Origin of the sequence: Gordonia sp. p3-SID1431 (assembly GCF_025143765.1) — a bacterium.
Lineage (GTDB): Bacteria > Actinomycetota > Actinomycetes > Mycobacteriales > Mycobacteriaceae > Gordonia > Gordonia hongkongensis.
On sequence record NZ_JAMBDT010000028.1, the window covers coordinates 1 to 26,074 of the forward strand.

At 67.5% G+C, this 26,074-nt stretch carries 25 protein-coding genes; 17 read left to right on the plus strand and 8 right to left on the minus strand.

The window, feature by feature from the left end:
• The first annotated feature begins 385 nt into the window (after nt 1-385).
• From M4D77_RS09450 to nrdF, 5 genes are all read left to right on the plus strand, one after another.
• Entirely contained in the window at nt 386-619 is a 234-nt protein-coding gene (locus M4D77_RS09450) for a redoxin NrdH (RefSeq protein ID WP_004019249.1), read from the plus strand.
• Between the two features lie 188 nt (nt 620-807).
• Nucleotides 808-1,272 (plus strand): class Ib ribonucleoside-diphosphate reductase assembly flavoprotein NrdI, encoded by a 465-nt coding sequence (nrdI, locus tag M4D77_RS09455; RefSeq protein ID WP_055475910.1) that lies wholly within the window; start codon nt 808-810, stop codon nt 1,270-1,272.
• A gap of 85 nt (nt 1,273-1,357) precedes the next feature.
• Nucleotides 1,358-3,550: a class 1b ribonucleoside-diphosphate reductase subunit alpha gene (gene nrdE / locus M4D77_RS09460; RefSeq protein ID WP_226513682.1), complete on the plus strand. Its 2,193-nt coding sequence runs from the start codon at nt 1,358-1,360 to the stop codon at nt 3,548-3,550.
• Between the two features lie 51 nt (nt 3,551-3,601).
• Nucleotides 3,602-4,342 (plus strand): NUMOD3 domain-containing DNA-binding protein, encoded by a 741-nt coding sequence (locus M4D77_RS09465; RefSeq protein ID WP_238994912.1) that lies wholly within the window; start codon nt 3,602-3,604, stop codon nt 4,340-4,342.
• Nucleotides 4,343-4,359: 17 nt separating this feature from the next.
• The gene (nrdF, locus tag M4D77_RS09470; protein ID WP_065632743.1) at nt 4,360-5,334 is read left to right on the plus strand and encodes a class 1b ribonucleoside-diphosphate reductase subunit beta; all 975 of its coding nucleotides are present in this window, start codon (nt 4,360-4,362) and stop codon (nt 5,332-5,334) included.
• A 5-nt stretch (nt 5,335-5,339) separates the two neighbouring features.
• Here nrdF and M4D77_RS09475 read toward each other — a convergent pair whose 3' ends face one another.
• Nucleotides 5,340-6,149 (minus strand): hypothetical protein, encoded by an 810-nt coding sequence (locus M4D77_RS09475; protein WP_159371168.1) that lies wholly within the window; start codon nt 6,147-6,149, stop codon nt 5,340-5,342.
• Nucleotides 6,146-9,148, minus strand: coding sequence for a DEAD/DEAH box helicase (locus tag M4D77_RS09480; RefSeq protein WP_238994911.1), 3,003 nt, complete (start codon nt 9,146-9,148; stop codon nt 6,146-6,148). The genes M4D77_RS09475 and M4D77_RS09480 overlap by 4 nt, the downstream gene beginning before the upstream one ends.
• Nucleotides 9,149-9,301: 153 nt before the next feature.
• On the opposite strand from M4D77_RS09480, the gene M4D77_RS09485 reads away from it, so the two are divergent.
• On the plus strand, nt 9,302-9,475 hold the full coding sequence (locus tag M4D77_RS09485) for a hypothetical protein (protein WP_091344398.1): 174 nt from the start codon (nt 9,302-9,304) through the stop codon (nt 9,473-9,475).
• Nucleotides 9,476-9,508: 33 nt separating this feature from the next.
• Here M4D77_RS09485 and M4D77_RS09490 read toward each other — a convergent pair whose 3' ends face one another.
• Together M4D77_RS09490 and M4D77_RS09495 are read right to left on the minus strand one after the other, a co-directional pair.
• The gene (locus M4D77_RS09490) at nt 9,509-9,997 is read right to left on the minus strand and encodes a carbonic anhydrase (protein WP_065632744.1); all 489 of its coding nucleotides are present in this window, start codon (nt 9,995-9,997) and stop codon (nt 9,509-9,511) included.
• A 140-nt stretch (nt 9,998-10,137) separates the two neighbouring features.
• Entirely contained in the window at nt 10,138-11,187 is a 1,050-nt protein-coding gene (locus M4D77_RS09495) for an ABC transporter substrate-binding protein (protein WP_159371167.1), read from the minus strand.
• A 291-nt stretch (nt 11,188-11,478) separates the two neighbouring features.
• Here M4D77_RS09495 and ctaD point away from each other — a divergent pair, with 291 nt between their 5' ends.
• Genes ctaD through M4D77_RS09515 form a run of 4 tightly spaced genes read left to right on the plus strand, consistent with a single transcriptional unit; the run spans nt 11,479 to nt 15,746 of the window.
• Nucleotides 11,479-13,263, plus strand: a complete 1,785-nt coding sequence (gene ctaD, locus M4D77_RS09500; RefSeq protein ID WP_065632663.1) for a cytochrome c oxidase subunit I — start codon at nt 11,479-11,481, stop codon at nt 13,261-13,263.
• Between the two features lie 4 nt (nt 13,264-13,267).
• Nucleotides 13,268-14,509 (plus strand): phosphoserine phosphatase SerB, encoded by a 1,242-nt coding sequence (gene serB / locus M4D77_RS09505; RefSeq protein ID WP_068970709.1) that lies wholly within the window; start codon nt 13,268-13,270, stop codon nt 14,507-14,509.
• A gap of 14 nt (nt 14,510-14,523) precedes the next feature.
• Nucleotides 14,524-15,300, plus strand: coding sequence for a peptidyl-tRNA hydrolase (locus M4D77_RS09510; RefSeq protein WP_259936097.1), 777 nt, complete (start codon nt 14,524-14,526; stop codon nt 15,298-15,300).
• Nucleotides 15,297-15,746, plus strand: a complete 450-nt coding sequence (locus tag M4D77_RS09515; RefSeq protein WP_065632665.1) for a cupin domain-containing protein — start codon at nt 15,297-15,299, stop codon at nt 15,744-15,746. Before M4D77_RS09510 ends, M4D77_RS09515 begins: the two co-directional genes overlap by 4 nt.
• 21 nt (nt 15,747-15,767) lie before the next feature.
• On the opposite strand, the gene M4D77_RS09520 is transcribed toward M4D77_RS09515, so the two are convergent.
• Nucleotides 15,768-16,769, minus strand: coding sequence for an LLM class flavin-dependent oxidoreductase (locus M4D77_RS09520; RefSeq protein ID WP_058252200.1), 1,002 nt, complete (start codon nt 16,767-16,769; stop codon nt 15,768-15,770).
• Nucleotides 16,770-16,868: 99 nt separating this feature from the next.
• Between M4D77_RS09520 and M4D77_RS09525 the strand changes: the two genes are divergently transcribed.
• Nucleotides 16,869-17,705 (plus strand): ABC transporter ATP-binding protein, encoded by an 837-nt coding sequence (locus M4D77_RS09525; protein ID WP_259936098.1) that lies wholly within the window; start codon nt 16,869-16,871, stop codon nt 17,703-17,705.
• A complete protein-coding gene (locus tag M4D77_RS09530; RefSeq protein ID WP_259936099.1) occupies nt 17,706-18,533 on the plus strand; it encodes an NUDIX domain-containing protein in 828 nt (275 codons plus the stop codon).
• Between the two features lie 12 nt (nt 18,534-18,545).
• Here the strand turns inward: M4D77_RS09530 and M4D77_RS09535 are convergent, their stop codons facing one another.
• Nucleotides 18,546-19,145 (minus strand): maleylpyruvate isomerase family mycothiol-dependent enzyme, encoded by a 600-nt coding sequence (locus tag M4D77_RS09535; protein ID WP_259936100.1) that lies wholly within the window; start codon nt 19,143-19,145, stop codon nt 18,546-18,548.
• A gap of 101 nt (nt 19,146-19,246) precedes the next feature.
• Here M4D77_RS09535 and M4D77_RS09540 point away from each other — a divergent pair, with 101 nt between their 5' ends.
• Nucleotides 19,247-19,651: a MarR family winged helix-turn-helix transcriptional regulator gene (locus M4D77_RS09540; RefSeq protein ID WP_396266566.1), complete on the plus strand. Its 405-nt coding sequence runs from the start codon at nt 19,247-19,249 to the stop codon at nt 19,649-19,651.
• Here the strand turns inward: M4D77_RS09540 and ligD are convergent.
• Nucleotides 19,632-20,612 (minus strand): non-homologous end-joining DNA ligase, encoded by a 981-nt coding sequence (ligD, locus tag M4D77_RS09545; RefSeq protein WP_137809015.1) that lies wholly within the window; start codon nt 20,610-20,612, stop codon nt 19,632-19,634. The two genes, M4D77_RS09540 and ligD, sit on opposite strands and share 20 nt — an antisense overlap.
• 127 nt (nt 20,613-20,739) lie before the next feature.
• On the opposite strand from ligD, the gene M4D77_RS09550 reads away from it, so the two are divergent.
• From M4D77_RS09550 to M4D77_RS09560, 3 genes are all read left to right on the plus strand, one after another.
• Nucleotides 20,740-21,528: an enoyl-CoA hydratase/isomerase family protein gene (locus M4D77_RS09550; protein WP_058252172.1), complete on the plus strand. Its 789-nt coding sequence runs from the start codon at nt 20,740-20,742 to the stop codon at nt 21,526-21,528.
• Between the two features lie 62 nt (nt 21,529-21,590).
• Nucleotides 21,591-22,565: a class I SAM-dependent methyltransferase gene (locus tag M4D77_RS09555; RefSeq protein WP_259936102.1), complete on the plus strand. Its 975-nt coding sequence runs from the start codon at nt 21,591-21,593 to the stop codon at nt 22,563-22,565.
• A gap of 19 nt (nt 22,566-22,584) precedes the next feature.
• Nucleotides 22,585-23,784, plus strand: a complete 1,200-nt coding sequence (locus tag M4D77_RS09560; RefSeq protein WP_259936103.1) for a THUMP-like domain-containing protein — start codon at nt 22,585-22,587, stop codon at nt 23,782-23,784.
• 70 nt (nt 23,785-23,854) lie between these two features.
• On the opposite strand, the gene M4D77_RS09565 is transcribed toward M4D77_RS09560, so the two are convergent.
• Nucleotides 23,855-25,192: a PQQ-binding-like beta-propeller repeat protein gene (locus tag M4D77_RS09565; protein ID WP_259936104.1), complete on the minus strand. Its 1,338-nt coding sequence runs from the start codon at nt 25,190-25,192 to the stop codon at nt 23,855-23,857.
• Between the two features lie 127 nt (nt 25,193-25,319).
• On the opposite strand from M4D77_RS09565, the gene M4D77_RS09570 reads away from it, so the two are divergent.
• Nucleotides 25,320-26,072, plus strand: a complete 753-nt coding sequence (locus tag M4D77_RS09570; protein WP_065632672.1) for an acyltransferase — start codon at nt 25,320-25,322, stop codon at nt 26,070-26,072.
• Nucleotides 26,073-26,074: the final 2 nt, after the last annotated feature.

The following is a 26,074-nucleotide window of genomic DNA, read 5'->3' on the forward strand; positions in this document are numbered from 1 at the left end:
CCCCGGCGCGGCGTCGTCGTGTCCGGGGGTGCCGGCGTCGGGCCGCGAGTGCGACCGGGGGCGGATGTGGATGGTCGGTGGACATGTTGTGGACCGCCTCGGGACAGCCTGTGAACGACACGCCGGACACGCGGAGGACACGCGGGGGATTTGTGATCGTGCACCGCTCCGACCTGCATGTCTTCCATCAATGTTATTCACAAGCCCTTGTGGTGACCAGAAATGTCAGCCACTAGGTGTAGTGTTTGAGCTACCAGTCAGGCAGACGACGAGAAGCAGTTCGACTCCTCGGAGAAAGCCACCACGATGGTGATCCAGGTCACCATCTTCACGCTGGGAAACCGCACGTCACTGGCGATTCCTACGACCCGAGGAGTACCTCCGAATGTCTATCACCGTCTACACGAAGCCGGCCTGCGTCCAGTGCAATGCCACCTACAAGGCCCTCGACAAGCAGGGTCTGTCCTATGAGATCGTCGACATCAGCGAAGATGCCGAGGCGCGTGACTACGTGATGGCGCTCGGCTACCTGCAGGCACCCGTCGTGGTCGCCGGCGACGCGCACTGGTCGGGCTTCCGTCCCGACCGCATCAAGGCACTCGCCACCGCCGCTGCCTGATCTGCCGTCACCATCACGGTGACATCGCCCGCCCGACCGGCGGTGCAGAGGCGATCCGACGGGGAAGCCGGATCACATCGCATCGCGAGGTCATCGAGGAAATGGTCACGCCGCTCACGGCGTTGACACCGACAGTGCCGGGCCGGACACGGCCGGCGAGATCACGAGAACTACCGGCTGGAGGAGACATGGCGGCAGAATCGCCGTTGATCGTGTATTTCTCCTCCGTCTCGGAGAACACCCACCGGTTCGTCGAGAAACTGGACATGCGCGCCGTGCGCATCCCGGTCCTCGATCGGACCGGTGTTTTCCGTGTCGACGAGCCGTATGTCCTGGTCTGCCCGACCTACGGCGGGGGCAAGGCGACGGGGCAACCCGGCGGCTACGTTCCCAAGCAGGTCATCCGCTTCCTCAACGACGAACACAATCGGTCATCGATCAGGGGGGTGATCGCGGCGGGTAACACGAACTTCGGCGAGGAGTTCTGTTACGCCGGCGATGTCATCGCACGGAAGTGCCACGTCCCCTACCTCTACCGGTTCGAATTGATGGGCACCTCCGACGATGTCGACCGCGTCCGCGCGGGACTCGCCGAATTCGCCCAGAGTCCGGCGTTCGCGGCGAGCGTGTCGCTCAGCGCCTCGCCCGCCTGATTTGGCGCTTCGCGCCTTCCAAGGCCTGTCGTACCCCATCGATACTCTGCCTTCACCGGCCCACTACCCGCAGGAGTCATCTGTCGTGTCGCCCACCGCCGCCGTCTCGGACACCACTTCAGCCAGCAAGTCGGGTGTGCACCCCGGGCCCTCGGGACACGACCCGGGCGAGCTCGACTACCACGCCCTCAATGCGATGCTCAACCTGTACGACGCCGAGGGCAAGATCCAGTTCGACAAGGATCGCGAAGCCGCGAACCAGTACTTCCTGCAGCACGTCAACCAGAACACGGTCTTCTTCCACGATCTCGACGAGAAGCTCGACTACCTCGTCGAGGAGAACTACTACGAGCCCGAGGTCCTTGCGAAGTACGACCGCGAGTTCGTCAAGAGCCTCTTCGGGCACGCCTACAGCAAGAAGTTCCGTTTCCCGACCTTCCTCGGGGCGTTCAAGTACTACACGAGCTACACGCTCAAGACGTTCGACGGCAAGCGGTACCTGGAGCGTTTCGAGGATCGCGTGTGCATGGTGGCGCTGACCCTGGCCGACGGCGACACGGCCCTCGCGCGCAACCTCACCGACGAGATCATCGACGGCCGGTTCCAGCCGGCGACGCCGACCTTCCTCAACTCCGGCAAGAAGCAGCGCGGCGAACCCGTCTCGTGCTTCCTGCTGCGTATCGAGGACAACATGGAGTCGATCGGCCGGTCGATCAACTCGGCCTTGCAGCTCTCCAAGCGTGGCGGCGGAGTTGCCTTGCTGCTCAGCAACATCCGTGAGCACGGTGCGCCGATCAAGAAGATCGAGAACCAGAGTTCGGGTGTCATCCCGATCATGAAGCTGCTCGAGGACTCCTTCTCCTACGCCAACCAGCTCGGTGCCCGGCAGGGCGCGGGCGCGGTGTACCTGCACGCACACCACCCCGACATCTACCGCTTCCTCGACACCAAGCGCGAGAACGCGGACGAGAAGATCCGTATCAAGACCCTGTCGCTCGGTGTGGTCATCCCGGACATCACGTTCGAGCTGGCCAAGGCCAACGACGACATGTACCTGTTCAGTCCGTACGACGTCGAACGTGTCTACGGCGTACCGTTCGCGGACGTCAACGTGACGGACAAGTACCACGAGATGGTCGAGGACCGTCGCATCCGCAAGACCAAGATCAAGGCGCGCGAGTTCTTCCAGACCCTCGCCGAGCTGCAGTTCGAGTCGGGATACCCGTACATCATGTTCGAGGACACGGTGAACCGGGCCAACCCGATCGACGGCAAGATCACCCACTCCAACCTGTGCTCGGAGATCCTGCAGGTGTCGACGCCGTCGACCTTCAACGACGATCTGTCGTATGCCGAAGTGGGCAAGGACATCTCGTGCAACCTGGGTTCGCTGAACATCGCCAAGACGATGGATTCGCCCGACATCGGCCAGACCATCGAGACCGCGATCCGCGGCCTCACCGCGGTGAGCGACCAGACCACGATCACGTCGGTGCCCTCAATCGAGCACGGCAACAACCAGTCTCACGCCATCGGCCTGGGGCAGATGAACCTGCACGGATACCTGGCGCGTGAGCGGGTCTTCTACGGCAGCGAAGAAGGCATCGACTTCACGAACATCTACTTCTACACGGTGCTCTATCACGCGCTGCGCGCGTCGAACCGGATCGCCGCCGAGCGCGGCCGGGCGTTCACCGGCTTCGAGAAGTCGAAGTACGCGAGCGGTGAGTTCTTCGACAAGTACACCGAGAAGGTGTGGGAGCCGGCGACCCAGAAGGTGCGAGACCTGTTCGGGCAGGCCGGGATCGCCATCCCGACCCAGGACGACTGGCGTGAGCTGAAGGCCGCCGTCCAGCGTGACGGCATCTACAACCAGAACCTGCAGGCCGTCCCGCCGACCGGTTCGATCAGCTACATCAATCACTCGACCAGTTCGATCCACCCGGTCGCCGCCAAGATCGAGATCCGCAAGGAAGGCAAGATCGGCCGCGTCTACTACCCGGCGCCGTACATGACGAACGACAACCTGGAGTACTACCAGGACGCGTACGAGATCGGGTACGAGAAGATCATCGACACCTATGCCGCGGCCACGCAGCATGTCGACCAGGGCCTCAGCCTGACGCTCTTCTTCAAGGACACCGCCACCACGCGCGACGTCAACAAGGCGCAGATCTACGCATGGCGCAAGGGCATCAAGACGCTCTACTACATCCGCCTGCGCCAGATCGCGCTCGAGGGGACCGAGGTGGAAAATTGCGTCAGCTGCATGTTGTGACCTGTTGAGTGTGAACCATTGCATACGAACAGGGTTCCGGCCACAGGCGGCGTGATCTACGGGGTTCGGTTGCGGGCCGCGTATGACTATCGCTACATCGGGCTCACCACAAAAACTGGGCAGCAGCGGCTGCGGCAACACTTCAAAGTCGCGGCGGCCGGAAGAAAGACACCGTTCTATGACTGGCTCCGATTGCAAGATCGCGACAACGTTTTGGCGGACGAGTTGCAGTTCGTCGAAGGACTCAACGAGTTGGGGGAGGCCGAGATCGCTTGGATCGCCTACCTCAAGCGCGACGGCCAACCGCTGCTGAACCTGGCAGAGGGCGGATTGGGTCCTACCGGGGTGGTTTGGACCGGGGAGATGCGAGAAGCGGCTCGGGTTCGTTCCACTGGACGGAAGGGGCTGAGCCGGTTTGCGGATGACAATCCGTTCTATGGTCTCAAGCACTCCGACGAACAGCGTGAGAAGTGGTCGGTCCAGCGCAGAGGCTCTATCACCGGAGAAGCAAATCCGAACTTCGGGAAGTTCGGACCTGCTCACCCCAGCTACGGGCGCGTCATGTCGGAGGAAGCTCGCGCTCGACTGTCGGAGCAACGAAAAGGCGAGGGAAATCCGAACTTCGGGCGGCGCGCGAGCGAGGAGACACGCCGCAAGATGTCCGACGCTCAGAGGGGGCGTCCAAAGCCCTCGAGCAAACGGAATGCCCACACCAGGCACCACACGAACAAAGGCGTGTTCAAGAGCACGTGTCAGTACTGCATCGACGATGTAGCCAAACCCGATGAGTGAAGAAAGCGACATCTGCCATGTCTGAGAAGCTTAAGCTGGTCAGCCGGGTCTCGGCGATCAACTGGAACCGCGTGCCCGACGAGAAGGATGCCGAGGTGTGGGATCGCCTCACCGGCAACTTCTGGTTGCCCGAGAAGGTGCCGGTGTCCAACGACATCCCGTCGTGGGGCACGCTCACCGAATACGAGAAGCAGCTCACCATGCGGGTGTTCACCGGTCTCACCCTGCTCGACACCATCCAGGGCACGGTCGGCGCGGTGTCGCTGATCCCGGACGCCACCACTCCGCACGAGGAGGCGGTGCTCACCAACATCGCCTTCATGGAGTCGGTGCACGCCAAGAGCTACAGCTCGATCTTCTCGACACTGTGCTCCACCAAGGAGATCGACGAGGCGTTCCGCTGGTCGGAGGAGAACGAGCAGCTGCAGCGCAAGGCGCAGATCGTCATGGACTACTACCGTGGCGACGACCCGCTGAAGCGCAAGGTCGCCTCGACGCTGCTCGAGTCGTTCCTGTTCTACTCCGGCTTCTACCTGCCGATGTACTGGTCGAGCCGCGCGAAGCTCACCAACACCGCCGACCTGATCCGCCTCATCATCCGCGACGAAGCGGTGCACGGGTACTACATCGGCTACAAGTATCAGCGCGGACTCGAGGTCGAGACCCCGGAGCGTCGTCAGGAGCTCAAGGACTACACCTTCGAGTTGCTGTTCGAGCTCTACGACAACGAGAGTGACTACACCGAGGCTCTGTACGACGAGGTCGGGCTGAGCGAGGACGTCAAGAAGTTCCTGCGCTACAACGCGAACAAGGCCCTGATGAATCTGGGCTACGAGGCGATGTTCCCGCGCGACGAGACCGACGTGAACCCGGCGATCCTGTCGGCGCTGTCGCCCAACGCCGACGAGAACCACGACTTCTTCTCCGGGTCGGGCAGTTCCTACGTCATCGGCAAGGCCGTCAACACCGAGGACGAGGACTGGGACTTCTAGTCTCGCTACGAATCGCCGGCGGTGAGGCGGTCGTAGAGATCGCCGAGCTCGTCGATCGCCTCGGCGATGTCGGCGGGCGCGACACCGGTGGCGCGCAACGCCGCCCGTAGTTCGCCGCCGTCGAGCGCGGTCAGCGGGTTCATCCGCGACGGCGACGGCAGCGGAGGCAACGTCGAGGCGGTGCCGTAGTAGTCGTCGACTTGCAACGACTCCGCGGACTGGGCGTCGTCCGCGGTCCGTGATACCGGTGGGCGAGAATCGATCTCGGCCAGCAGTGCTCGCAGGTCGGTGCCCATCACGGTCAGCAGGGTCAACGGGGTGCGGTCGATCTCGGCTGCCACCTCGTAGCAGGTGACGAGAGCATGGATGCACCGCGGCGCCTCGTCGGGGCACGTGCAGTCGGTCTCGACGTCGGCGGACTCCGTAGGCACCAGCAGCTCACCCAGCGCCGGCGGCTGTTCGCCGCGGGTGAGCAGCATGAGTTCATCGACAGCGTTGCGCTCGCGGAGAAGGTTCGCAAGTGTCGGTGTGTCGACGGTGCGGGTGGTCAGGATGACGTCGAACGGCTCGAGCTGGGTGCCCTCCACCGAGGCGGTCACCCGGCCGGCGCCGATCCGCAGGCCGCGCAGATGCCGATCGCGGAAATACCTGCGCGCCTTGGTGATACGCCGGCTGTCCGCGACCGATTCGCCGTCGGCGCCGCGTCCCTCGACGACATCGACGAAGGCGCGTGACCATGAGGTGAGGCCATAGCCGCGGACCGCGATCGTGCCACGCTCACCGCGTCGCTGCGTGCCCTTCTTGCGCACCGTCATTCGCTGACCGCCTCGTCGCGCAGCCGGATGAGTTCGAAGAGTTCGTCGTCGGCGAGGTCGGACACCCAGTTCTCGCCGGCCGCGACCGTCAGCCGGGACAGCTCACGTTTCTTGGCGATCATGTCGTCGATGCGCTCCTCGATGGTGCCGACACAGACGAACCGATGCACCGACACCTTCTGGTCCTGGCCGATCCGGTAGGCGCGGTCGGTGGCCTGGTCCTCGACGGCCGGGTTCCACCACCGATCGACGTGGATGACGTTGTTGGCCGCGGTCAGGTTGAGCCCGGTGCCGCCGGCTTTCAGCGTCGCCAGCAGGACCGGCGGCCCGTCGTCGGACTGGAAGTCGGCGACCAGGCGGTCGCGCTCGGTGCGACCCAGACCGCCGTGCAGAAGCGGGATCTCGCTGCCGAACTCCGCGGACAACCACGACGACAGCATGTCGCCGAAGGCGGCGAACTGGGTGAAGACCAATGCGCGGTCGCCCTCCTCGGCGACGGTGGAGACGATGTCGGCCAGCAGTTCGACCTTGCCGGAGCGGTGTTCGCCGTCGCGGACGAGGTCGGTGCCGTCGGCCAGATAGTGCGCGGGGTGATTGCACACCTGCTTGAGGCGGGTCAGTGCGGCCAGCACGTTGCGGCGTCGTAGTGTGCGCTGCTGCTTGTCGCGCAGTGCCGCCATCAGTTCGTCGATCACCGCGCGGTACAGCGCCGCCTGCTCGACGGTGAGGTTGGCCCGGACGGCGAAGTCCGCCTTCTCCGGGAGGTCGGCGGCGATCGCCGGATCAGTCTTCTCGCGGCGCAGGATGAACGGCCGGGTGATCGCGGACAACCGTCGGAGGGCGGCCGGGTCACGATCCCGTTCGATCGGTTCGGCGTAGCGTGCACGGAACACCGACGCGGAGCCGAGTAGTCCAGGGTTGACCAGGTCGATGACGGCGCGGAGATCCTCCAGGCGGTTCTCGACCGGGGTGCCGGTGAGAGCGAGGCGATGGTCGGCGGGGACCGTCCGAACCGCCTTGGCCGCAATGGTGTTCACGTTCTTGAGGTGCTGGGCCTCGTCGACCACGATCCGATGCCAGGGTCGCGAGGACAGCAACTCGTGGTCGCGCGCCGCGATCGCGAAGGTGGTGACCACGATGTCGACGGACTCGCGGATGCCCGCGAACGCCGCCCCGGACTCGCGGGACGGCCCGTGGTGGATCGCCACACGGAGCGCGGGCGCGAACCGGGCGAACTCCCGCGCCCAGTTGCCGACCAGGGACATCGGGCAGACGACGAGCGTCGGCTTCCGACGATCATCGGCAGGCGACGCGGACGGATCGCTGCGCTCGTGGCATTCCAGAGCGATGACCTGCAGGGTCTTGCCCAGGCCCATGTCGTCGGCCAGCACGCCGCCCACACCGAGAGTCGACAGATGGGCGAGCCAGTCCAGGCCGCGCTGCTGGTAGGGACGCAGGGTGGCGGTCAACCCCGTCGGTGGCGCGACGGATGCAGGTCGAAGGACGCCGGTGTCGGCGACGTCGTCGAGCCAGGAGAGGCCTTCGACTCGTGACACCGGTACGGGTAGACGGTCCGACTCGCCTGTGACGAGATTGAACAGCTCGCCGAAGTCGCTCGGCGGTTCGGCCGCGGCCAGCGCGCGCTGGGTGGCGACGAACGTGGCTGCCCGGGTCAGCGCGGCGCCCTCGGCGCGCATCCACACCCCGCGCACGCGGACCAGATCGCCTTTCTGGCCGGACAATTCGTCGAGGTCGGCATCGGTGAGCGTGATCGCGTCGGGGGTGTCGCCGAGGGCTAGACGCCACTCGAACTCCCGGATCTCCCGCAGGCCGACCATCGCCGCCGGTGCGCCGCCGCCGGGCGGGGCGAGCGCGCGCAAGGTCAGACTCGGACGGACCTCGGCGATCGTCCTCGGCAACAGAACCGGGATGCCGACGGCGCCGAGCGCCGCCGCGCCCGTGGCGAACAGTTCTTCCGCGATCGCGGTCGGCAGCAGGAAGTCGAGGGAACCCCGATCGGGGTCGGCGCGGCCCAGTTCGGGGAATTCGCGGACTGCCGTGGCCAACTCGGTCGTCAGTTCGTCGAGTTCGTGGGCGTCGAGGCGGTGCGGCGCGACGGGTTCGACCTGTCCGTCGATGCTCCGACGACAGACCTGCAGTCGCCACCGCGAGGTCTCGGCCACCTCGGCGCGGCTCGGCGGGTCGACCGTGTCGTCGTCCCATGCGTCGGCCCACGGAACGTCGGCGAGGTCGTCGTACTCGGGTTCGTGCAGCCGGAAGATGAGCGAGCGATCGTCGCGCGGAGCGCCGGCGTTCCACCGCGACCAGCCACCCGCGGCGGCGGCGAGCCGTTCGGGGGAGCTGGGCGGGCGGGGATCGGCGTCGGGGAGCAGTGCCCGCACGATGGGTGACGCGGGCCGTGGTTCGCCGAGGCGGACGGCGGAACGCGCGATGGCGGAACGGCATTCGTGGTCGACGAGTTCGGCGAGGAAGTCGTCCAGGGCGGGTGCGGACCCGTTGTGCAGCAGCGCATCCGGCGCGCTTCCCACGACGACGGCATGCCAGCTGCGCCACGTCGGCGTCGCGACGACGACCCAGCGCACCATCCACTCGCCGGCCACCTGCTGGACCGACGGCGCCACGGTGCCCGACCGCACGAAGGCCCGCACACCGTCGAGGAGATATCGATACCAGCGGACATCGCCGGTCACCGCGATGGATCGCGACGCGTCGAGGAGCGTGATCGCCGACGTCATGCCCAACGTCGCGGCGCGGACGAAACGTCGGTGGCCGTCGGCGTCGACGACGGGGATCTCGCTGCGGAAGCGACGGCCGTCGAGTAGGTCGCGAAGGGGCGCGGCGAGATCGGACGGGTCCCCGTCGACCCACACCGCCAGGCCGACGCCCGGTCGCCACAGGGCGTGCAGGGGCTCGGCGGGGCTGGGCTTCGGGGCAGAGTCGGTGGCAGGCTGCCCGCTGGACGGCGCATCATGTGGCATGGAGGATCGTCGGCCAGTTTAGCGACGGGCTCCGACACCAGTCGTCGACGGCGGACGGTGCGCGAGACCACCGACAGTGGTTTGCCCGCTCGGGGAGCCGGGTATCGACGATCGTCGCCCGGCAGACCGGCCGGAAGATCGTAGGAGGTACCGATGGGACAGTCCGAGAGCTCCGCGACCTCGGGGGACAGGGATACCGGCAAGGGTCCGGACACCGAAGTCGAGAAGGATCCGCCCGGCCCGCAGGACCACGGACGCGAGGGTGGGATGGCCACCCGCGAGAACGCCCCCGAAGCGGTCCAGCGCTCCGAGGGCGGCGACTCGTAGGAGGGTTGAGTTACCCGGGTCAGGACACCTGGGTCAGGACACCTCGCGCAGGAGTCCGGTCGCGACGTCGAAGACGAACCCGCGCAACGACGTGGTCTTCGTGACGAACGGGCTGTTCTGGATCCGGGTGATCGATTGGCGGACGTCCTCGTCGAGATCGGCGAACGCCTCCGCCGACCACGCGGGCTTCTGCCCGATCTCGTCCTGGATCTGGCGCTTGAAGTCGTCGTCGGTGAACGTCAGCATGCCGCAGTCGGTGTGGTGGATGAGGATGATCTCGGTGGTGCCGAGCAGTCGCTGACTGATGGCCAGGGAGCGGATCTCGTCGTCGGTCACCACCCCGCCGGCGTTGCGGATCACGTGGGCCTCGCCCTCGTTCAATCCGAGGATGCGGTAGACGTCGAGCCGGGCGTCCATACAGGCCACCACCGCGACGTGCTTGGCCGGCGGCAGGGGCAACGGCCCGGTGAAGGTCTTGGCGTATTCGGCGTTGTTCGCGAGGTATTCGTCGGTGACACTCATGCGCCGATCCTGATGTGTCGACGTCGCCCCGGCGAGGGTTTGGACGTCGGTGATCGGAAGTGACCGAAACGGCACCCGGCAGATGTAGTGCATCGTTGCGCCTGGGGCAACGATGTGCGACACCTGCCGATCGGATACCGTCAGGAGTTGCCGTCGAGTGAGCCCTTGACGTCGTTGAGGACCAGCCAGGCGGCGGCGAGTCCCGAGGACTCGTACCAGACGTCGTCGTCGACGGCGAGCACACGTTTCCACACGGGTGCGCCCAGGCTGAGCCATTCGTCGCTGAGCAGGACCTCTTCCCCGTGGGCGAGGCCCTCCTCGCCCTCGAAGCTCACATAGATGAGGTCGGCGTCGGCGTCGCGGAGGTCGTCGTCGGTGAGGGCGAAGGAGTCGGGCACGCGCTGCGGGCCGGGCCGCTGGACGCCGATGTCCCCGAGCACCTGGCCGGCGAAGGTGTTCATCCCGGCGATGGTCTCGGAGTCGTCGCCGAAGCGCACCAGCGACACCTGGGTGTGCGAGGCGTCCATCCGCCGGCCGGTCTTGGTGGCCTCGGTCGTGTACTCGGCGAGGCGTGTCCGACCCGACCCGCTGCGGTTCACGGCGTCGGCGACGGCTTGGAACTGCTCTTGCCAGGTGCCGTCGGTCGGGACGGTGACGGTGCGGACACCGGGGAACGCGCGGGCGGAGTCCGCGGTGTCGGCGGTGGTGAGGACGAGTCCGGCGTCGGCGTCGGCGACCGCCGCGGCGTCGGGCATCGGTCCGATGGCCGGGACCGAGGTCAGCTGGGGACCGAGATACTCGGGCACGGAACCGGGCTCGGCAGCCACCGCGACGACCTCGGGGCCGAGCCCGAGGGCGCACAGCGCGTCGAGAACAGCGGGGTCGGTCACGACGATGCGTTCGACGTCGGCCTCATCCGGATCCGGCGCGGTGGGTGCGAGGCAGGTCTTCGCGTAATCACGGTCGGCCGAGACGATGTTCACCTCCGCCACCCGTGTCGTCACGGTGGAGATGGGGGAGCCGTCCGGAGTCGTCAGCGGCTCCTCGCCCGAACAGGCGGCCAGCGCGACCACGGTCAACCCGATCGTGGTCGCCAGGCCAATGCGTCGGACGAGTGAGCACCGGGTCTCGCCGGTGGCTGCCTCGACACTTCTGGCGGCCTCGTTCGCGACCGTGACCCTCCGTTGCACCCGCCCAACCTAGCACCGGTCCCGAGACACCCGGCGTAGGCTCGGATGCGCACTCCCGGGCGCCGGACGCCGGTGATCGGAGGGGTGCTCCGAGAGCCTGGCGCGTCGTCGAAGAAACCGCCGATGAGCACTGCCGATCCGGTGGCTCCGACATCGAATACGACAGATCGTAGGACCCGCTCGGCCCGGGCACCGGTGAGGGTTTAGGATCAGTAACCAGCGCTCGGTTTGTTCATGTGCCGACCGACGGCCGAAGGGGTTCGGCGTCGGGTTCGGGCAAGAGGAGGATCTGTGACCGCGGTAGACCAACCCACCACGCAAGTGGCTCCAGTGCGTCCGTTCCCGGAGCGCTATCAGCCCAAGGGTTCGTTCATCTACAAGCTGCTGACGACGACCGATCACAAGTTGATCGGCATGATGTACATCACCGCCTGCTTCGCGTTCTTCCTCATCGGCGGCCTCATGGCCCTGCTGATGCGTGGCGAGCTCGCGATGCCGGGCATGCAGTTCCTGTCCACCGAGCAGTTCAACCAGCTCTTCACGATGCACGGCACCGTGATGCTGCTGATGTACGCGACGCCGATCGTGATCGGCTTCGCCAACTTCGTGTTGCCGCTGCAGATCGGTTCGCCCGACGTCGCCTTCCCGCGACTCAACGCACTCGGCTTCTGGCTGTTCGTCTTCGGTTCGACCATCGCCGTCGCCGGCTTCATCACGCCCGGTGGCGCCGCCGACTTCGGCTGGACCGCGTACACGCCGCTGACCGACGCCGTGCACAGCCCCGGCATCGGCGCCGACCTGTGGATCATGGGTCTGGCCGTCTCGGGTCTCGGCACCATCCTCGGTGGCGTCAACATGGTCACCACCGTGATCTGTCTCCGCGCACCCGGCATGACGATGTTCCGCATGCCGATCTTCACCTGGAACATCCTGGTGACCAGCGTGCTGATCCTCCTCATCTTCCCGCTGCTGACCGCGGCGCTGATGGGTCTCGAGGTCGACCGCCAGTTCGGTGCCCACATCTACGACCCGGCCAACGGCGGCGTCATCCTGTGGCAGCACCTGTTCTGGTTCTTCGGACATCCCGAGGTGTACGTCATCGCCCTGCCGTTCTTCGGCATCGTGTCCGAGGTCTTCCCGGTCTTCTCGCGGAAGCCGATCTTCGGCTACTCCGGTCTGATCTACGCCACGCTCGCCATCGCCGCCCTGTCGGCCGCGGTGTGGGCCCACCACATGTACGTCACCGGCGCCGTGCTGCTCCCGTTCTTCGCCTTCATGACGTTCCTGATCGCGGTGCCCACCGGCGTGAAGTTCTTCAACTGGATCGGAACGATGTGGCGCGGTCACATCACGTTCGAATCCCCGATGCTGTTCTCGGTCGGCTTCATCGTGACGTTCCTCTTCGGTGGTCTGACCGGTGTGCTGCTCGCGAGCCCGCCGCTGGACTTCCACCTGTCCGACAGCTACTTCGTCGTCGCGCACTTCCACTACGTGCTCTTCGGCACCATCGTGTTCGCCACCTACGCCGGCATCTACTTCTGGTTCCCGAAGATGACCGGGCGCATGCTCGACGAGCGACTCGGCAAGATCCACTTCTGGCTGACGTTCATCGGCTTCCACATGACCTTCCTGGTGCAGCACTGGCTGGGCAACGAGGGCATGCCGCGTCGCTACGCCGACTACCTCCCGTCGGACGGCTTCACGACGCTGAACATGATCTCGACCGTGGGCGCGTTCATCCTCGGCCTGTCGACCCTGCCGTTCCTGTGGAACGTCTTCCGCAGCTACCGCTACGGCGAGGTCGTGACCGTCGACGACCCGTGGGGCTTCGGCAACTCGCTCGAGTGGGCCACCTCCTGCCCGCCGCCGCGCCACAACTTCACCGAGCTGCCCCGCATCCGGTCGGAGCGCCCGGCGTTCGAGCTGCACTACCCGCACATGATCGACCGCATGCGTGCCGAGGCACACGTCGGACCGGGCCACGCCGCGGGCAAGGACCGTCAGATGGAAGAGGCTCGTCGCGAGCCGTTCACCGTGGGAACGCACGAGGGATCCCCGGATCCCGACCCGCGCTGACCCGGTGAGCAAGGACTCGACAGCCAGTTCCGGTACGACCGTCCTGGTCACTGTCACCGGTCCCGACCGGCCAGGTGTCACCTCTGTTCTCATGGGTGCCCTGGCCGGTCAGGCCGTTGCACTGCTCGACGTCGAGCAGGTGGTCATCCGCGGGCAGCTGACCCTCGGCGTGCTGGTGTCCTCCACCGGCGACCCCGAGGCGCTGCAGGAAGTCGTCGAACAGGCGATGGCGTCCATCGGTTTCGACGTCCGGGTGGAGATCGGGGTCGATCCCGGTAGCCGCTCGCCGTCCTCGCATGCCGTCGTGATCCTCGGCAGCCCGGTCACCGCCACCGCGTTCAGCGCCGTCGCGGCGAAACTGGCGAGCCAGGGCGGCAACATCGACTCGATCCGCGGAATCGCCGACTACCCGCTCACCGGCCTCGAACTCATGGTCAGCGTTGCCGGCCGGGGTGGTGTCGCCGCCGACGCCGCCCTCCGCAAAGGCCTCGCCGAGGTTGCTGCGAAGCATTCGGTCGACATCGCCGTGGAGCGCGGCGGACTCGCTCGGCGCGCCAAGCGCCTGATCGTCTTCGACGTCGACTCGACCCTCATCCAGGGCGAGGTGATCGAGATGCTCGCCGCGCACGCGGGCCGCGAAGCCGAGGTCGCCGCGGTGACCGAGGCGGCGATGCGAGGTGAACTCGATTTCGCGCAGTCCCTTCACGAACGCGTCAAGGCCCTGGCCGGACTCGACGCGAGTGTTCTCGACGATGTCGCCAAGTCACTCGAACTGACCCCCGGTGCTCGGACGACGATCCGTACGCTGCACCGTCTCGGATTCCACTGCGGTCTCGTGTCCGGCGGTTTCCGTCAGGTCATCGACGGACTCGCGCACGAACTCGAACTCGACTTCGTCCGGGCCAACACCCTGGAGATCGTCGACGGGAAACTCACCGGCCGGGTCGTCGGCGAGGTCGTCGACCGGATGGGCAAGGCGCATGCGCTGCGGTCGTTCGCCGATCAGGTCGGGGTGCCGATGGAGCAGACGATCGCGGTGGGCGACGGCGCCAACGACATCGACATGCTCAGCGTCGCCGGGCTGGGAATCGCCTTCAACGCGAAGCCGGCGCTGCGCGAGGTCGCCGACGCCACGCTGAATCACCCGTTTCTCGACGGGGTCCTGTTCATCCTGGGCGTCTCCCGCGACGAGATCGAGGCGGCCGACGCCGCCGACGGCGTCTATCGCCGGGTACCCCTGGGCTGACCTCGCACCGCTCCATGGGATCCGAGCGCACGGTCTCTCCGCAGGTCGATCCGGAAGCGATCGTGGCCGATCATCGGCGGCTGGTCGCCTACGTCGGAGGCGGTGACGACCCGTCTGACCCCGCCGACGTCCTGGCGATGGCGATGGTGCTCCGGATCGAGAAGAACGATCCGCCCGACCGCACCGAACTGCTGACCGCGGCAGCGCGAGCGGTGGCGTTACTGTGCCTCGACGAACGAAGTGCGGGCGACGGTCCGTGGTCGGCGGCGATGGACGCCTGGTGCGACGCACGAATCCGGAAGATCGCCCGGCGCGCGCGTGGCGCGCAATGGGCTGCCGCGCAGGAGGTCTGGGGTGTGACCGCGACCGAGGGCGGGGCGTCGGCACGGGCGTTCGTGCCCGGCCGCGTCGGTGACCTCGACCGGCGTGTGGCGAAGCTGCAGATCGGTGGGACCGAGGTCGAGGGAGAGCTGCCCGATCAGCCGCCGGTCTCGGGCGTCGTGCTGTGGACCAATCCCGACCTGCCGATGACCGTCGGCAAATTGGCCGCGCAGGTCGGTCACGCGTCGATGCTGGCGGCCAAGCTCCTCGCCGCGTACGACGCGATCGAGTGGCGTCGGGACGACTGCCCGCTCGCGGTCCGTCAGGCCACGCCCGGGCGGTGGCGAGAACTGCTCTCCGCCGATGCCGCCGGGAGGGCGGTGGCCGTTCGAGACGCCGGGTTCACCGAGATCGCGCCCGGTTCGGTGACCGTCATCGCCGAGGTCATCCGGGCCCAGGAGGACACGTGAGCGCTGCGGTACCGCCGGAATGGGTGAAAGCTCTTGATCTGCAACCCCATCCGGAAGGCGGCTGGTTCCGGGAGACGTGGCGGAGCGACGTCGTCGTGCCGTCGGCGTCGCTTGCCGACGGCTATACCGGCGACCGTGCCGCCGGCACGGCGATCTACTTCGTCCTCATGCCGGGCGACGAGTCGGCGTGGCACACGGTACGCGGCGCCGAACTGTGGCTGCACCATCGAGGAGCGCCGGTCGAACTCGATCTCGGCGGGGACGCCGATGCCCCCGGTGACCCCACCACGATTCTGGTCGGGCCCGACATCGAATCCGGTGAGCACCCGCAAGCGCTCGTGCCGCCGGGCGTGTGGCAGCGTGCCCGGCCCGCCGGGGACGAGCCGTCACTCGTCAGCTGCATCGTCGTGCCCGGGTTCGACTTCGAGGACTTCCGGCTGGCCTGACGGTCGGCCCTCGGATCCCGGCTAGCCGGCGGCGACCGGTGAGTTCACCGGCGCGAGGTGGCCGAAGGTGCCCAGCCACACGTCACGATCGGGCGCCAGCGACGCGACGATCAGCTCGTCGGCGTCGGCGTGCCCGGCGAACCACGAGAGGTAGTCGCGCACCTCGCCCGGCGTCCCGACACCCGAGTACGTCAGCATCTCGTCGATCTGGCGTCCCTGCGGCATCGAGAGGATGGCGTCGGCTTCCTCGTCGGTGAAGGTCCGGCCGCGGCCGTAGAGCAGCGACACGCGTTGACGTTTCGCGATCTGCAGCTGCGCCTGCGCACGGTCGGCGTCCTCGTCGGCGATCGCTCCGACACCCGCGATGACGTAGGGCTCGGCGAGGACCTCCGACGGCCGGAACTCGCGGCGGTACAACGCCACGGCCTCGGTGAGCGCCTGCGGCGCGAAGTGGGAGGCGAAGGCGTACGGAAGTCCGAGGGCCGCGGCGAGCTGCGCGCCGAACAGCGACGAGCCGAGGATGTAGAGCGGCACGTGGGTGCCCGCGCCCGGGGTCGCGCGAACGCCTTCGACACGCGACTCGTCGCCGAGGAAGGCCTGCAGCTCCAGGACGTCGTGCGGGAACCGCTCCGCGGAGGCGTGGGTGCGGCGCAGGGCCGCGAAGGTCTGCTGATCGCTGCCGGGCGCGCGCCCGAGCCCGAGGTCGATGCGCCCGGGATGGAGTTCGGCGAGGGTGCCGAACTGCTCGGCGATGGTCAGCGGGGAATGATTCGGCAGCATCACGCCGCCGGCGCCGAGACGGATGGTCGAGGTGTGCGCGGCGATGTGTGCGATGAGCACCGCCGGTGCCGACGACGCGATGGCCGACATGTTGTGGTGCTCGGCGTACCAGATCCGGCGGTAGCCCCACTTCTCCGCGTTCTGTGCGAGATCGACACTGGCGGACAGGCTTTGCGCGGCAGTCTCGTCACGACCGATCTGCGCGAGATCCAGGATCGACAAGGGGAGGTTCGAAGGGGTCACGACGATGTTCAATGCGGCCGACGCCCCGGACTATTCCCGCCGTCCGGTCTGCCGTGAGTCGAACGGGTCGACCATTCCCTCGTGGTGCAGGATGGGGGAGTGACCGAATCCGATCCCGACCTCTTGATCGATTTTCGCGACGTCGCCGTCGTTCGAGGCGGCAAGACTCTCGTCGGCCCGCTGTCGTGGCAGGTGGAACTGGACGAACGCTGGGTGATCATCGGACCCAACGGCGCGGGCAAGACGACACTGATCCGACTGGCCGGGGCGGAGATCCACCCGACGTCGGGCACCGCCTTCGTGCTCAACGAGAAGCTCGGCCGGGTCGAGATCCGCGAGCTGTCGACCCGGATCGGGGTCTCGAGCCCGTCGCTGGTCGATCGAGTGCCGCCGGAGGAGATTGTCAGCGACGTCGTCATCTCGGCGGGATATGCGGTCCTGGGGCGGTGGCGCGAGAGCTACGACGCCATGGACCGTGCGCAGGCCGTCGAATCGCTGGAATCGATGGGCGCCGAGCACCTCGCGGACCGTCGCTTCGGCACGCTGTCCGAGGGCGAGCGCAAGCGTGTCGTGATCTCGCGCGCGCTGATGACCGACCCCGAACTGCTCTTGCTCGACGAACCGGCCGCCGGGCTCGACCTGGGTGGCCGCGAAGAACTCGTCGATCGTCTCGCGCGTCTGGCCGCCGACCCCGACGCCCCGGCCATCGTGCTGATCACCCACCACGTCGAGGAGATCCCCGAAGGTTTCACACATGCGATGATCCTGTCCGAGGGTGGCGTGGTGGCCCAGGGGCTGCTCGAGGAGGTACTCACGAGTGAGAACCTCACCGCCGCCTTCCACCAGCAGATCGTTCTGGACAAAGTCGACGGCCGGTACTTCGCGCGGCGCCGGCGCCGTGCGGGTGGCCACCGTCGAGCAGCAGGAGGTAACTGAATGACGTCGACACAGCAGCAGGGCCCGGACATCGTGTCTGCACCGTTGCGGGATGCCGCGACCGTCGTGCTCGTCCGCGACGCTGCCGACGGCATCGAGGTGTTTCTCCAACGCCGCGTCAAACAGATGGCCTTCGCGGGGGGAATGACGGTGTTCCCGGGCGGCGGCGTCGACAACCGGGACGCCGACGCCGACCTGGCGTGGACGGGTCCCGAGGCCACCTGGTGGGCCGGGCAATTCGGCAGCGACGCCGAGATCGCCCAGGCCCTGGTGTGCGCGGCCGTCCGCGAGACGTTCGAAGAATGCGGCGTCCTGCTCGCGACCGATGCCGACGGCGCCTTCGCCGACCCGGAGGGACTGGCCGAGGATCGGCGACGCCTCGTCGAGAAGTCGTTGTCGTTCGCGCAGTTCCTCACCGCGCGCGGACTGACGCTGCGTGCCGATCTGTTGCGTCCGCTCGCGCATTGGATCACCCCGGTGAACGAGAAGCGGCGCTACGACACCCGGTTCTTCCTGGCGGCGATGCCCGACGGACAGCACGCCGACGCCGAGACCACCGAAGCCGAGGTCGCCCGGTGGGTGAACGCCCGGGTCGCGATCGATTCCTGGGCCGCGGGCCAGCACTTCCTCATGCCGCCCACGTGGTCGCAGCTCAACTACGTCTCGCAGTTCTCGACCATCGACGAACTGCTCGACGCCGAACGTGTCATCGAACCGATCCTGCCGAACGTGACACCCGGCGCCGGGCTGGCCGGCCTCGGTTTCCCCGGCTCCGACGAGTACTTCCGGACTCTCGGCGATCAGCAGCCGCCCGAGATCACGCTCTGACCGGACGCGCTGTCAGGTTGAGGGCGCCAGAGCCCCGGCGGCGTTCGTCCGTCCGCCGAACAGCATGACGATGTCGCGGATCGGCGCCTCGACGACCGCGCCTGTCCCGGCCGCGAAGTCGCAGTCGGTGGCCACGTAGCGTCGTCCCTCGTTCCGGCGACGTGCGTGGAACGGGAAACCCGTCGACCACAGGTAGTCGGCGCACGCCGTCGCGGCGTCGGTCGGCATCGGCCGGTCGAGTCCGAGCGGGACCGCGATGTCCTGCCCGTGCAGGAGCGAATCCAGCAGCGGCGCCATGGGAGTCGTCCCGATCGGATGCCGACGCGAACCGACCATGGCGCGCAACTTCGAGGCGGCCTCGCCCGCCGTGGTGTCGTCGCGCAGCGCGAGTTCGCGGATCATCGTGTTGAACCGGAAACCGTATCGGCACGCGGCGATCATCGCTCGTGCCGGTGAGGTGTGGGAGTGGGTGAGGTGGACCGCGACGTCGCGCACCGTCCACGCGTCGCACAGCGACGGGGTGGCGAGTTGCTCGGGCGTGAGGGTCTCGATCAGTGCGGCGAGTTCGAGTCGTTGCTCGTCGATGCGCTGCCAGATGAGGTCGGTGTCCATCGGTCGCTCCCGCCGCACAGATAGTCAGGTTCCCTGACTGATATTAGTCAGGGTTTCGTACTAAAGTCAACGTCGTGTCCGACCCGCAGATCGCCGTCCTGATGTTCATCGCCCACCGCGCGACCGAGCGCCGGGTGTTGGCACGGATCGCCGAGGAAGGGGCCGACGACATCACTCCGGCGCAGTCCCGGGTGCTACAGCGGCTGGCACCCGAACCCATGCGGCTGACCGATCTCGCCGAGCAGGCGGGTGTCACCAAGCAGACCGCGGGTGGCATCGTCGACCAACTCGAGGCGGCTGGCTACCTGACCCGGGTGCCGGACCCGTCCGACCGTCGCGCCCGGCTGGTGACGCTGAGTGAGCGCGGCGTTCATCTGTGCGAGGTCGCCGCGCGAGAGGTCGAGGCGCAGCAGGAGGAGTGGCGCGAGCATCTCGGCGACGCTCAGTTCGCCGCCCTGGAGAAGGCATTGCGGTCGTTACGCGACATCACCGATCCATATCGATGATCTCGGCGTCCTCGTCGGTGCCGATGTCGTCGCGGTCGGCCCAGTCGATGAGGGTGTCGAGTCGGTGCGCGACGTCGTCGATCTCCGCGTGCAGGTCTCCGAGTTCGGCGAACCGGGCCGGCACGGTGGCGATGGTGAAATCGTCGGGTTCGATGTCGTCGATCTCGGCCCAGGTGATCGGCGTCGACACGGTGGCCCGCTCGTTGCCGCGCACGGAGTATGCCGACGCCATGGTGTGGTCGCGGGTGTTCTGGTTGTAGTCGACGAAGACCGCCGCCGGGTCGCGGTCCTTGCGCCACCAGGTCGTCGTCACGTCGTCGGGCGCCCGACGCTCGACCTCCCGAGCGAAGGCCAGCGCCGCACGCCGGACCTGTGGGAAGCCCCACTCCGGCGCGATGCGGACGTAGATGTGCAGCCCGCGACCGCCCGAGGTCTTGGGGAACCCGCGCATACCCAGTTCGTCGAGAACCTCTTCGACGACGTGCGCCACCCGCCGGATCCGGGGGAACGTGCAGTCGGGCATCGGGTCGAGGTCGATACGCCACTCGTCGGGCGACTCGGGGTCGTCGCGTCGTGAGTTCCAGGGGTGGAACTCGACGGTCGACATCTGCACCGCCCAGATCACCGACGCCAACTCGGTGACACACAGTTCGTCGGCGGTGCGGCCGTACCGCGGGAAGTAGATCTCGGTGGTCTCCAGCCAGTCCGGCGCGCCGGCGGGGACGCGCTTCTGGTGGACCTTGTTGCCGCTGACGCCCTTGGGGAACCGGTGCAGCATGCACGGACGGTCGCGCAGCGCACGGACGATCCCGTCGCCGACGGACAGGTAGTACTCGGCGAGATCGCGCTTGGTCTCACCGCGCTCGGGAAAGTAGACGCGGTCGGGACTCGACAGCCGGACGGTGCGGTCGCCGACCTCGAGTTCGATGGGATCACCTGCGGAACCCGACGTTTTCGCCATGACCGCCACTGTATGGCTCCGATGCCGGCGAGCGGCGGACTCCGGGCCGCGTCGTGCGTGCCGGGTCGTCGGCCTGGGTCGCCGGGCTGGGGCATCGATCGGACTTACCTACCGGTAGCCTTCGACCATGCCTGAGTTCGTGACCCTCGAGTGCTCCGACGCTCATCCGGGGGTCGGCACCATCCTGCTGCACCGGCCGCCGATGAACGCGTTGAGCCGGCAGGTGCAGGCCGAACTGGCCGCCGCGGCCGAGGAGGCCACGGTCCGCGCCGACATCAAGGCCGTCGTCGTCTACGGCGGCCCGAAGATCCTGGCGGCCGGCGCGGACGTCAAGGAGATGCGGGACGTCGGCTACGCCGAGATGAGCCGGGTGGCGGGTCGCCTGCAGAGCGATCTCGGCGCGATCGCCGCCATCCCGAAGCCGACCGTCGCGGCCATCACCGGGTACGCGCTCGGCGGTGGCCTCGAAGTCGCGCTGGGTGCCGACCGGCGGATCGCGGGTGACAACGCGAAGCTCGGGCTGCCCGAGGTCCTGCTCGGTCTCATCCCCGGCGGCGGCGGCACGCAGCGGCTGGCACGCCTCATCGGGCCGTCGAAGGCCAAGGACCTGATGTTCACCGGCCGCTTCGTCGACGCCGCGGAGGCGCTGGCGATCGGACTCGTCGACGAGGTCGTCGCGCCGGACGAGGTCTACAACGCCGCGCTCGCCTGGGCCGGACAGTTCGACGGCGCCGCCTCGGTGGCGCTCGCCGCGATCAAGAAGGCCGTCGATCAGGGGCTCGGCGTCGACCTCGACACCGGGCTCAAGATCGAAGAGCAGTTGTTCGCCCCGCTATTCGCGACCGAGGACCGCGCCATCGGTCTGACTTCGTTCCTCGAGAACGGGCCGGGGAAGGCGGAATTCGTCGGCCGCTGAGCCGTCGTCGCCGCGTACCCCTCGACCACAGCACCCCATCACCACGCACACAGGAAGCGATCATGACCACCGACGCCACACCGGGCACCGATCCCGCTCCCAATCCGCACGCCACCGAGGAACAGGTCAAGGCGGCCCTCACCGACACCAAACTCGCCCAGGTGCTCTACCACGACTGGGAGGCCGAGACCTACGACGAGAAGTGGTCGATCAGCTTCGACGAACGCTGCATCGACTACGCGCGTGGCCGTTTCGACGCCGTGTCCACCGACGAGCCCCTGCCGTACGGCCGCGCGATGGAACTCGGTTGTGGCACCGGCTTCTTCCTGCTGAACCTGATGCAGTCGGGTGTTGCGTCGAAGGGGTCGGTCACCGACCTCTCGCCGGGCATGGTCAAGGTCGCCCTGCGCAACGCGGAGAACCTCGGTCTCGATGTCGACGGCCGGGTCGCCGACGCGGAAAAGATCCCGTACGACGACAACACCTTCGACCTCGTCGTCGGACACGCTGTGCTGCACCACATCCCGGATGTCGAGCAGGCGCTTCGCGAGGTGCTGCGCGTACTCAAGCCGGGCGGTCGGTTCATCTTCGCGGGGGAACCGTCGACGATCGGCGACTTCTACGCACGCTGGATGAGTCGCGCGACGTGGTTCGCCACGACGAACGTCACCAAGTTCGGTCCGCTGCAGGGATGGCGGCGCCCGCAGGAGGAGCTCGACGAGTCCTCCCGCGCGGCCGCGCTCGAGGCCGTGGTCGACATCCACACCTTCGATCCCGACGAGCTCGCCGGTATCGCGCGCGCGGCCGGTGCGCAGAAGGTGGACACGGCCACCGAGGAACTGGCCGCCGCGATGCTCGGCTGGCCGGTCCGCACCTTCGAGGCCGCGGTGCCGCCGGAGAAGCTGGGGTGGGGCTGGGCGCGATTCGCCTTCGGCGGATGGAAGCGGCTGACCTGGCTCGACGAGAACGTGCTCCGCAAGGTCGTACCCCCGAAGTTCTTCTACAACGTCGTGGTGACGGGGACGAAGCCGCAGTAGGCGGTTCCGTCGTCAGGCCATGGGCTACTCCTTCGATCTCGACGACGTCGCGTTCCTGCGGTCGCGGCACGGCGAGAAGGCGCTCGACACGGTGTCCGGCCTCGAGCTCACCCCGTCGACGATGCTGGCTGACATCACCGAGGTACGCAGCCGATACGCGCCCCACGACGCCGCACTGATCGAGACGGTGCAGTGTCGTAGGCGCGCCCGCTCGAAGCTGCGCGATGCCGAGGGCCTCCTGCTCACCGATGACGCCCTGCAGCAGGCGACCGCGTCGGTGGTCGCCGCGCACCGTGCGGAAGAGATCGCGGCGCGGTTCCCGGAATCGGTGGTGCACGACCTGACCTGTTCGATCGGGGCGGAGTTGCGAGAGCTGGTGCGCGCCAACGGCATCTCGGGTGTCATCGGCAGCGACATCGACCGGGTCCGGCTCGCGATGGCGCGTTCCAACGTGCCGGAGGCGACGCTGCTGGTCGCGGACGCGCTCACCCCGACCTCGACCGCGGACGTGCTCCTCGCCGATCCCGCGCGGCGATCGGATGCGGGCCGCATCTTCCGGCTCGATCAGCTGACCCCACCGCTCTTCGAGCTGCTGACGACCTATCCCGGTCGCGGGCTCATCGTGAAATGCGCTCCCGGACTGGACCATCAGATGCTGCGAAACCGCTATGGCTTCGACGGCGAGGTCCAGGTCACCTCACTCGACGGCGGCGTGCGCGAGGCGTGCCTGTGGACGGGCCCGGGTGTGGAGCCCGGCCGGCGGGCCACCGTGCTGCGCACCCGCGCCGACGGAACGGTCGCCGAGGTCGAGGTCACCGACCGCGAGGACGACGACGTGCCGGCCGGTGAGGCGGGGGAGTGGATCGTCGACCCGGACGGGGCGATCGTGCGCGCCGGGCTGGTCAAGCACTATGCCCACCGGTCCGGGCTCTGGCAACTCGATCCGCAGATCGCCTATCTGACGGGTGATTCCGTCCCCGACGGCGCCCGCGGATTCCGGGTGATCGAGCAGACGGGCGTGACCGAGAAGGCACTCCGGAAGGCGCTCGCGGCGCTCGACTGCGGCCCCCTCGAGATCCTCGTCCGCGGACTCGACGTCGACCCCGACCGATTGCGGAAGAAGCTCAAGCTCAGAGGCTCCCGGCCGTTGTCGGTGGTGCTGACCCGGATCGGGCGCAAGGGTGTCGCGTTCATCTGTGAGCCGGGTGTCCGGTTCTGAAACCAACCCGACCACGCAGAGTGCGGGATCTGTATCGGTTTCCAGTACGAATCCCGCACTCTACGAACACCTAGTCGAGATCGGCCTTGCTGTCGAAGAAGTACACCTCGCCGAGATTGGTCGCGGTCGCGATCTGTCCGGAGTAGGACACCGAGACGCCGGTCGCGAAACCGCGTGAATCCGGCAGCGGCAGAGTCCGTTTCGTCGCGCCGTCGGTCGTGGACACCTCGACCAGCGACAGGGAGTCCTTGCCGGGATCGCGGGCGACCGTCCACGCGGTCTGCTGCTGGGTCAAGGCGGACAGGCTCACCGTCGCCAGATCGGTGCGCTGCCAGACCTGTTCGGCACCATCGCCCCGATCACGCAGCAGAGTCAGCGGGGCGCCCAGCGAACCGGTCGGGATGATCAGACCGTCCGGGGAGACGGTCATCGTCGCGAATCCGTGGCCGCCGATGTCGTAGGTCCACCGCGTCGATCCGTCCTCGGCGTTCAGGGCGACGATCTTGCCGTCGCGCGAGAACGCATAGACGGTCGCGCCGTCGGCCGAGAGCGTCGGGGTCCCGATGACGCCGCTGGGGACGTCGGCCTGCCACGCGGTCCGGACTTCGCGGTTCCCGGCAACGGCGCCGTACTTCATCGCGCGGATCTGCGACGTCGCTGCGCCCTGGGGAAAGAAGTTGAGGAAGAAGCGTTCTCGTTCGGTGTCGACGGCAGCGGGGGCGGGGATCGCGCACTGCGGCCCGTTGCTCACGCAATCGCCGAAGCCGCGGAGCGGTTGCGCGGGATCGGCGTCGTCGCGCAGTCTCACCTCAGGCGCGAGGAGTTCGTTGCGCTGGGTGTCGATCAGCAGGATCTGACCCTGTGTGGTGGCGACCAGCACCTCGTTCGGGGCCGCGAACTTCGCCGACAGCGGTACCCCGATCACGCCGGCCCGCCAGCGGATGGCGCCGCCGGCATTGAAGGCGAGGAAGGTCGTCTCCTCGCCGAGATAGGGCTGGTCGTACTGATCGACGAGCATCGCGTTGATCTCGACACCGGCCCGCATGTCCTTGCAGAAGTTCTTGCGTCCGGAGCGGCTGTCGAGCACGAGCACGTTGCATCCCTGCGCCGCATTCGACGTCACGCCCACGTTCCCCTTGCCGGAGATCGTCACCGGCGCGGTGACCGGGCCGCCGGTCGGCCGTGTCCAGCTCAGCGTGAGGTCCTCCGGCACATCGGCATACGCGAAGTTGGCGTTGCCCGGGACGCCCCCGTAGCTGGGCCAGCCGACGCTCGGCACGGAGCGGACGTCGATGTGGCCGTCCGAGCAGGCGGCGAGCGCCATCGAGCACACGGCCGTCAGCGCGACGAGCGGGCGGGTCAGCGCGGATCGGCGGCGTCGAGACACCTGCGGTCGTGCCAAAGCCATCCTGCTCCTCGTCGTCGTGCCCTGTTCTGCGTCGTGTCCAGGCGCCGGGCATGCCATCGAACGGCACCCTCCGCGCCAGCAGTGAGCCTATCGTGCGCGAAAATCGCGTCGATTAGGGTTTCTGGTCATGACCACCATGTGGAATGCGTCGTACCGGTCCCGCCGGCGCGCGGGCCGACGCCGCGACCCCGACCAGGCGCGTTTTCTCACGCTGGACTCGCTGCGATGGATCAGACGCAACCGGGCGTACACACCGTGGTACCTCGTGCGCTACTACCGCCTGGCGCGGTTTCGCCTGGCCAATCCGCACATCGTGCTGCGGGGCATGGTGTTCCTCGGGCGCAACGTCGAGATCCACGCGACGCCGGAACTCGCGCGCATGGAGATCGGTCGCTGGGTCCACATCGGCGACGGCAACTCCATCCGCTGCCACGAGGGCAGCCTCCGCATCGGCGACAAGACCGTCTTCGGCTGCAACAACGTGGTGAACTCCTACCTCGACCTCGAGATCGGCGGTTCCACCCTCATCGCCGACTGGTGCTACATCTGCGACTTCGACCACAAGATGGACGACATCACGCTGCCGATCAAAGACCAGGGCATCGTGAAGGGCCCGGTGCGCATCGGGCCGGACACGTGGGTCGCGGCCAAGGTGTCGGTGCTGCGCAACACCATCGTCGGGCGAGGATGCGTGCTGGGCTCGCACGCGGTGGTCAAGGGCGTCATCCCCGACTACGCCATCGCGGTCGGCGCCCCCGCCCGGGTGGTCAAGAACCGGATGGACGACTGGGCCTCGAACGCCGCCGAACGCGCCGAACTCGAACGCGCCCTCGCCGACATCGAACGGAAGAAGGCCGCGGCCGAGCGGGACCCTTCGTGACG

Coding starts and splice junctions, on each gene's coding strand:
- M4D77_RS09450 (WP_004019249.1), top strand. CDS start 386: ATGTCTATCACCGTCTACACGAAGCCGGCCTGCGTCCAGTGCAATGCC.
- nrdI (WP_055475910.1), top strand. CDS start 808: ATGGCGGCAGAATCGCCGTTGATCGTGTATTTCTCCTCCGTCTCGGAG.
- nrdF (WP_065632743.1), top strand. CDS start 4,360: ATGTCTGAGAAGCTTAAGCTGGTCAGCCGGGTCTCGGCGATCAACTGG.
- M4D77_RS09475 (WP_159371168.1), bottom strand. CDS start 6,149: ATGACGGTGCGCAAGAAGGGCACGCAGCGACGCGGTGAGCGTGGCACG.
- M4D77_RS09480 (WP_238994911.1), bottom strand. CDS start 9,148: ATGCCACATGATGCGCCGTCCAGCGGGCAGCCTGCCACCGACTCTGCC.
- M4D77_RS09485 (WP_091344398.1), top strand. CDS start 9,302: ATGGGACAGTCCGAGAGCTCCGCGACCTCGGGGGACAGGGATACCGGC.
- M4D77_RS09490 (WP_065632744.1), bottom strand. CDS start 9,997: ATGAGTGTCACCGACGAATACCTCGCGAACAACGCCGAATACGCCAAG.
- M4D77_RS09510 (WP_259936097.1), top strand. CDS start 14,524: ATGGGATCCGAGCGCACGGTCTCTCCGCAGGTCGATCCGGAAGCGATC.
- M4D77_RS09530 (WP_259936099.1), top strand. CDS start 17,706: ATGACGTCGACACAGCAGCAGGGCCCGGACATCGTGTCTGCACCGTTG.
- M4D77_RS09535 (WP_259936100.1), bottom strand. CDS start 19,145: ATGGACACCGACCTCATCTGGCAGCGCATCGACGAGCAACGACTCGAA.
- M4D77_RS09540 (WP_396266566.1), top strand. CDS start 19,247: ATGTTCATCGCCCACCGCGCGACCGAGCGCCGGGTGTTGGCACGGATC.
- ligD (WP_137809015.1), bottom strand. CDS start 20,612: ATGGCGAAAACGTCGGGTTCCGCAGGTGATCCCATCGAACTCGAGGTC.
- M4D77_RS09550 (WP_058252172.1), top strand. CDS start 20,740: ATGCCTGAGTTCGTGACCCTCGAGTGCTCCGACGCTCATCCGGGGGTC.
- M4D77_RS09555 (WP_259936102.1), top strand. CDS start 21,591: ATGACCACCGACGCCACACCGGGCACCGATCCCGCTCCCAATCCGCAC.
- M4D77_RS09560 (WP_259936103.1), top strand. CDS start 22,585: ATGGGCTACTCCTTCGATCTCGACGACGTCGCGTTCCTGCGGTCGCGG.
- M4D77_RS09565 (WP_259936104.1), bottom strand. CDS start 25,192: ATGGCTTTGGCACGACCGCAGGTGTCTCGACGCCGCCGATCCGCGCTG.
- M4D77_RS09570 (WP_065632672.1), top strand. CDS start 25,320: ATGACCACCATGTGGAATGCGTCGTACCGGTCCCGCCGGCGCGCGGGC.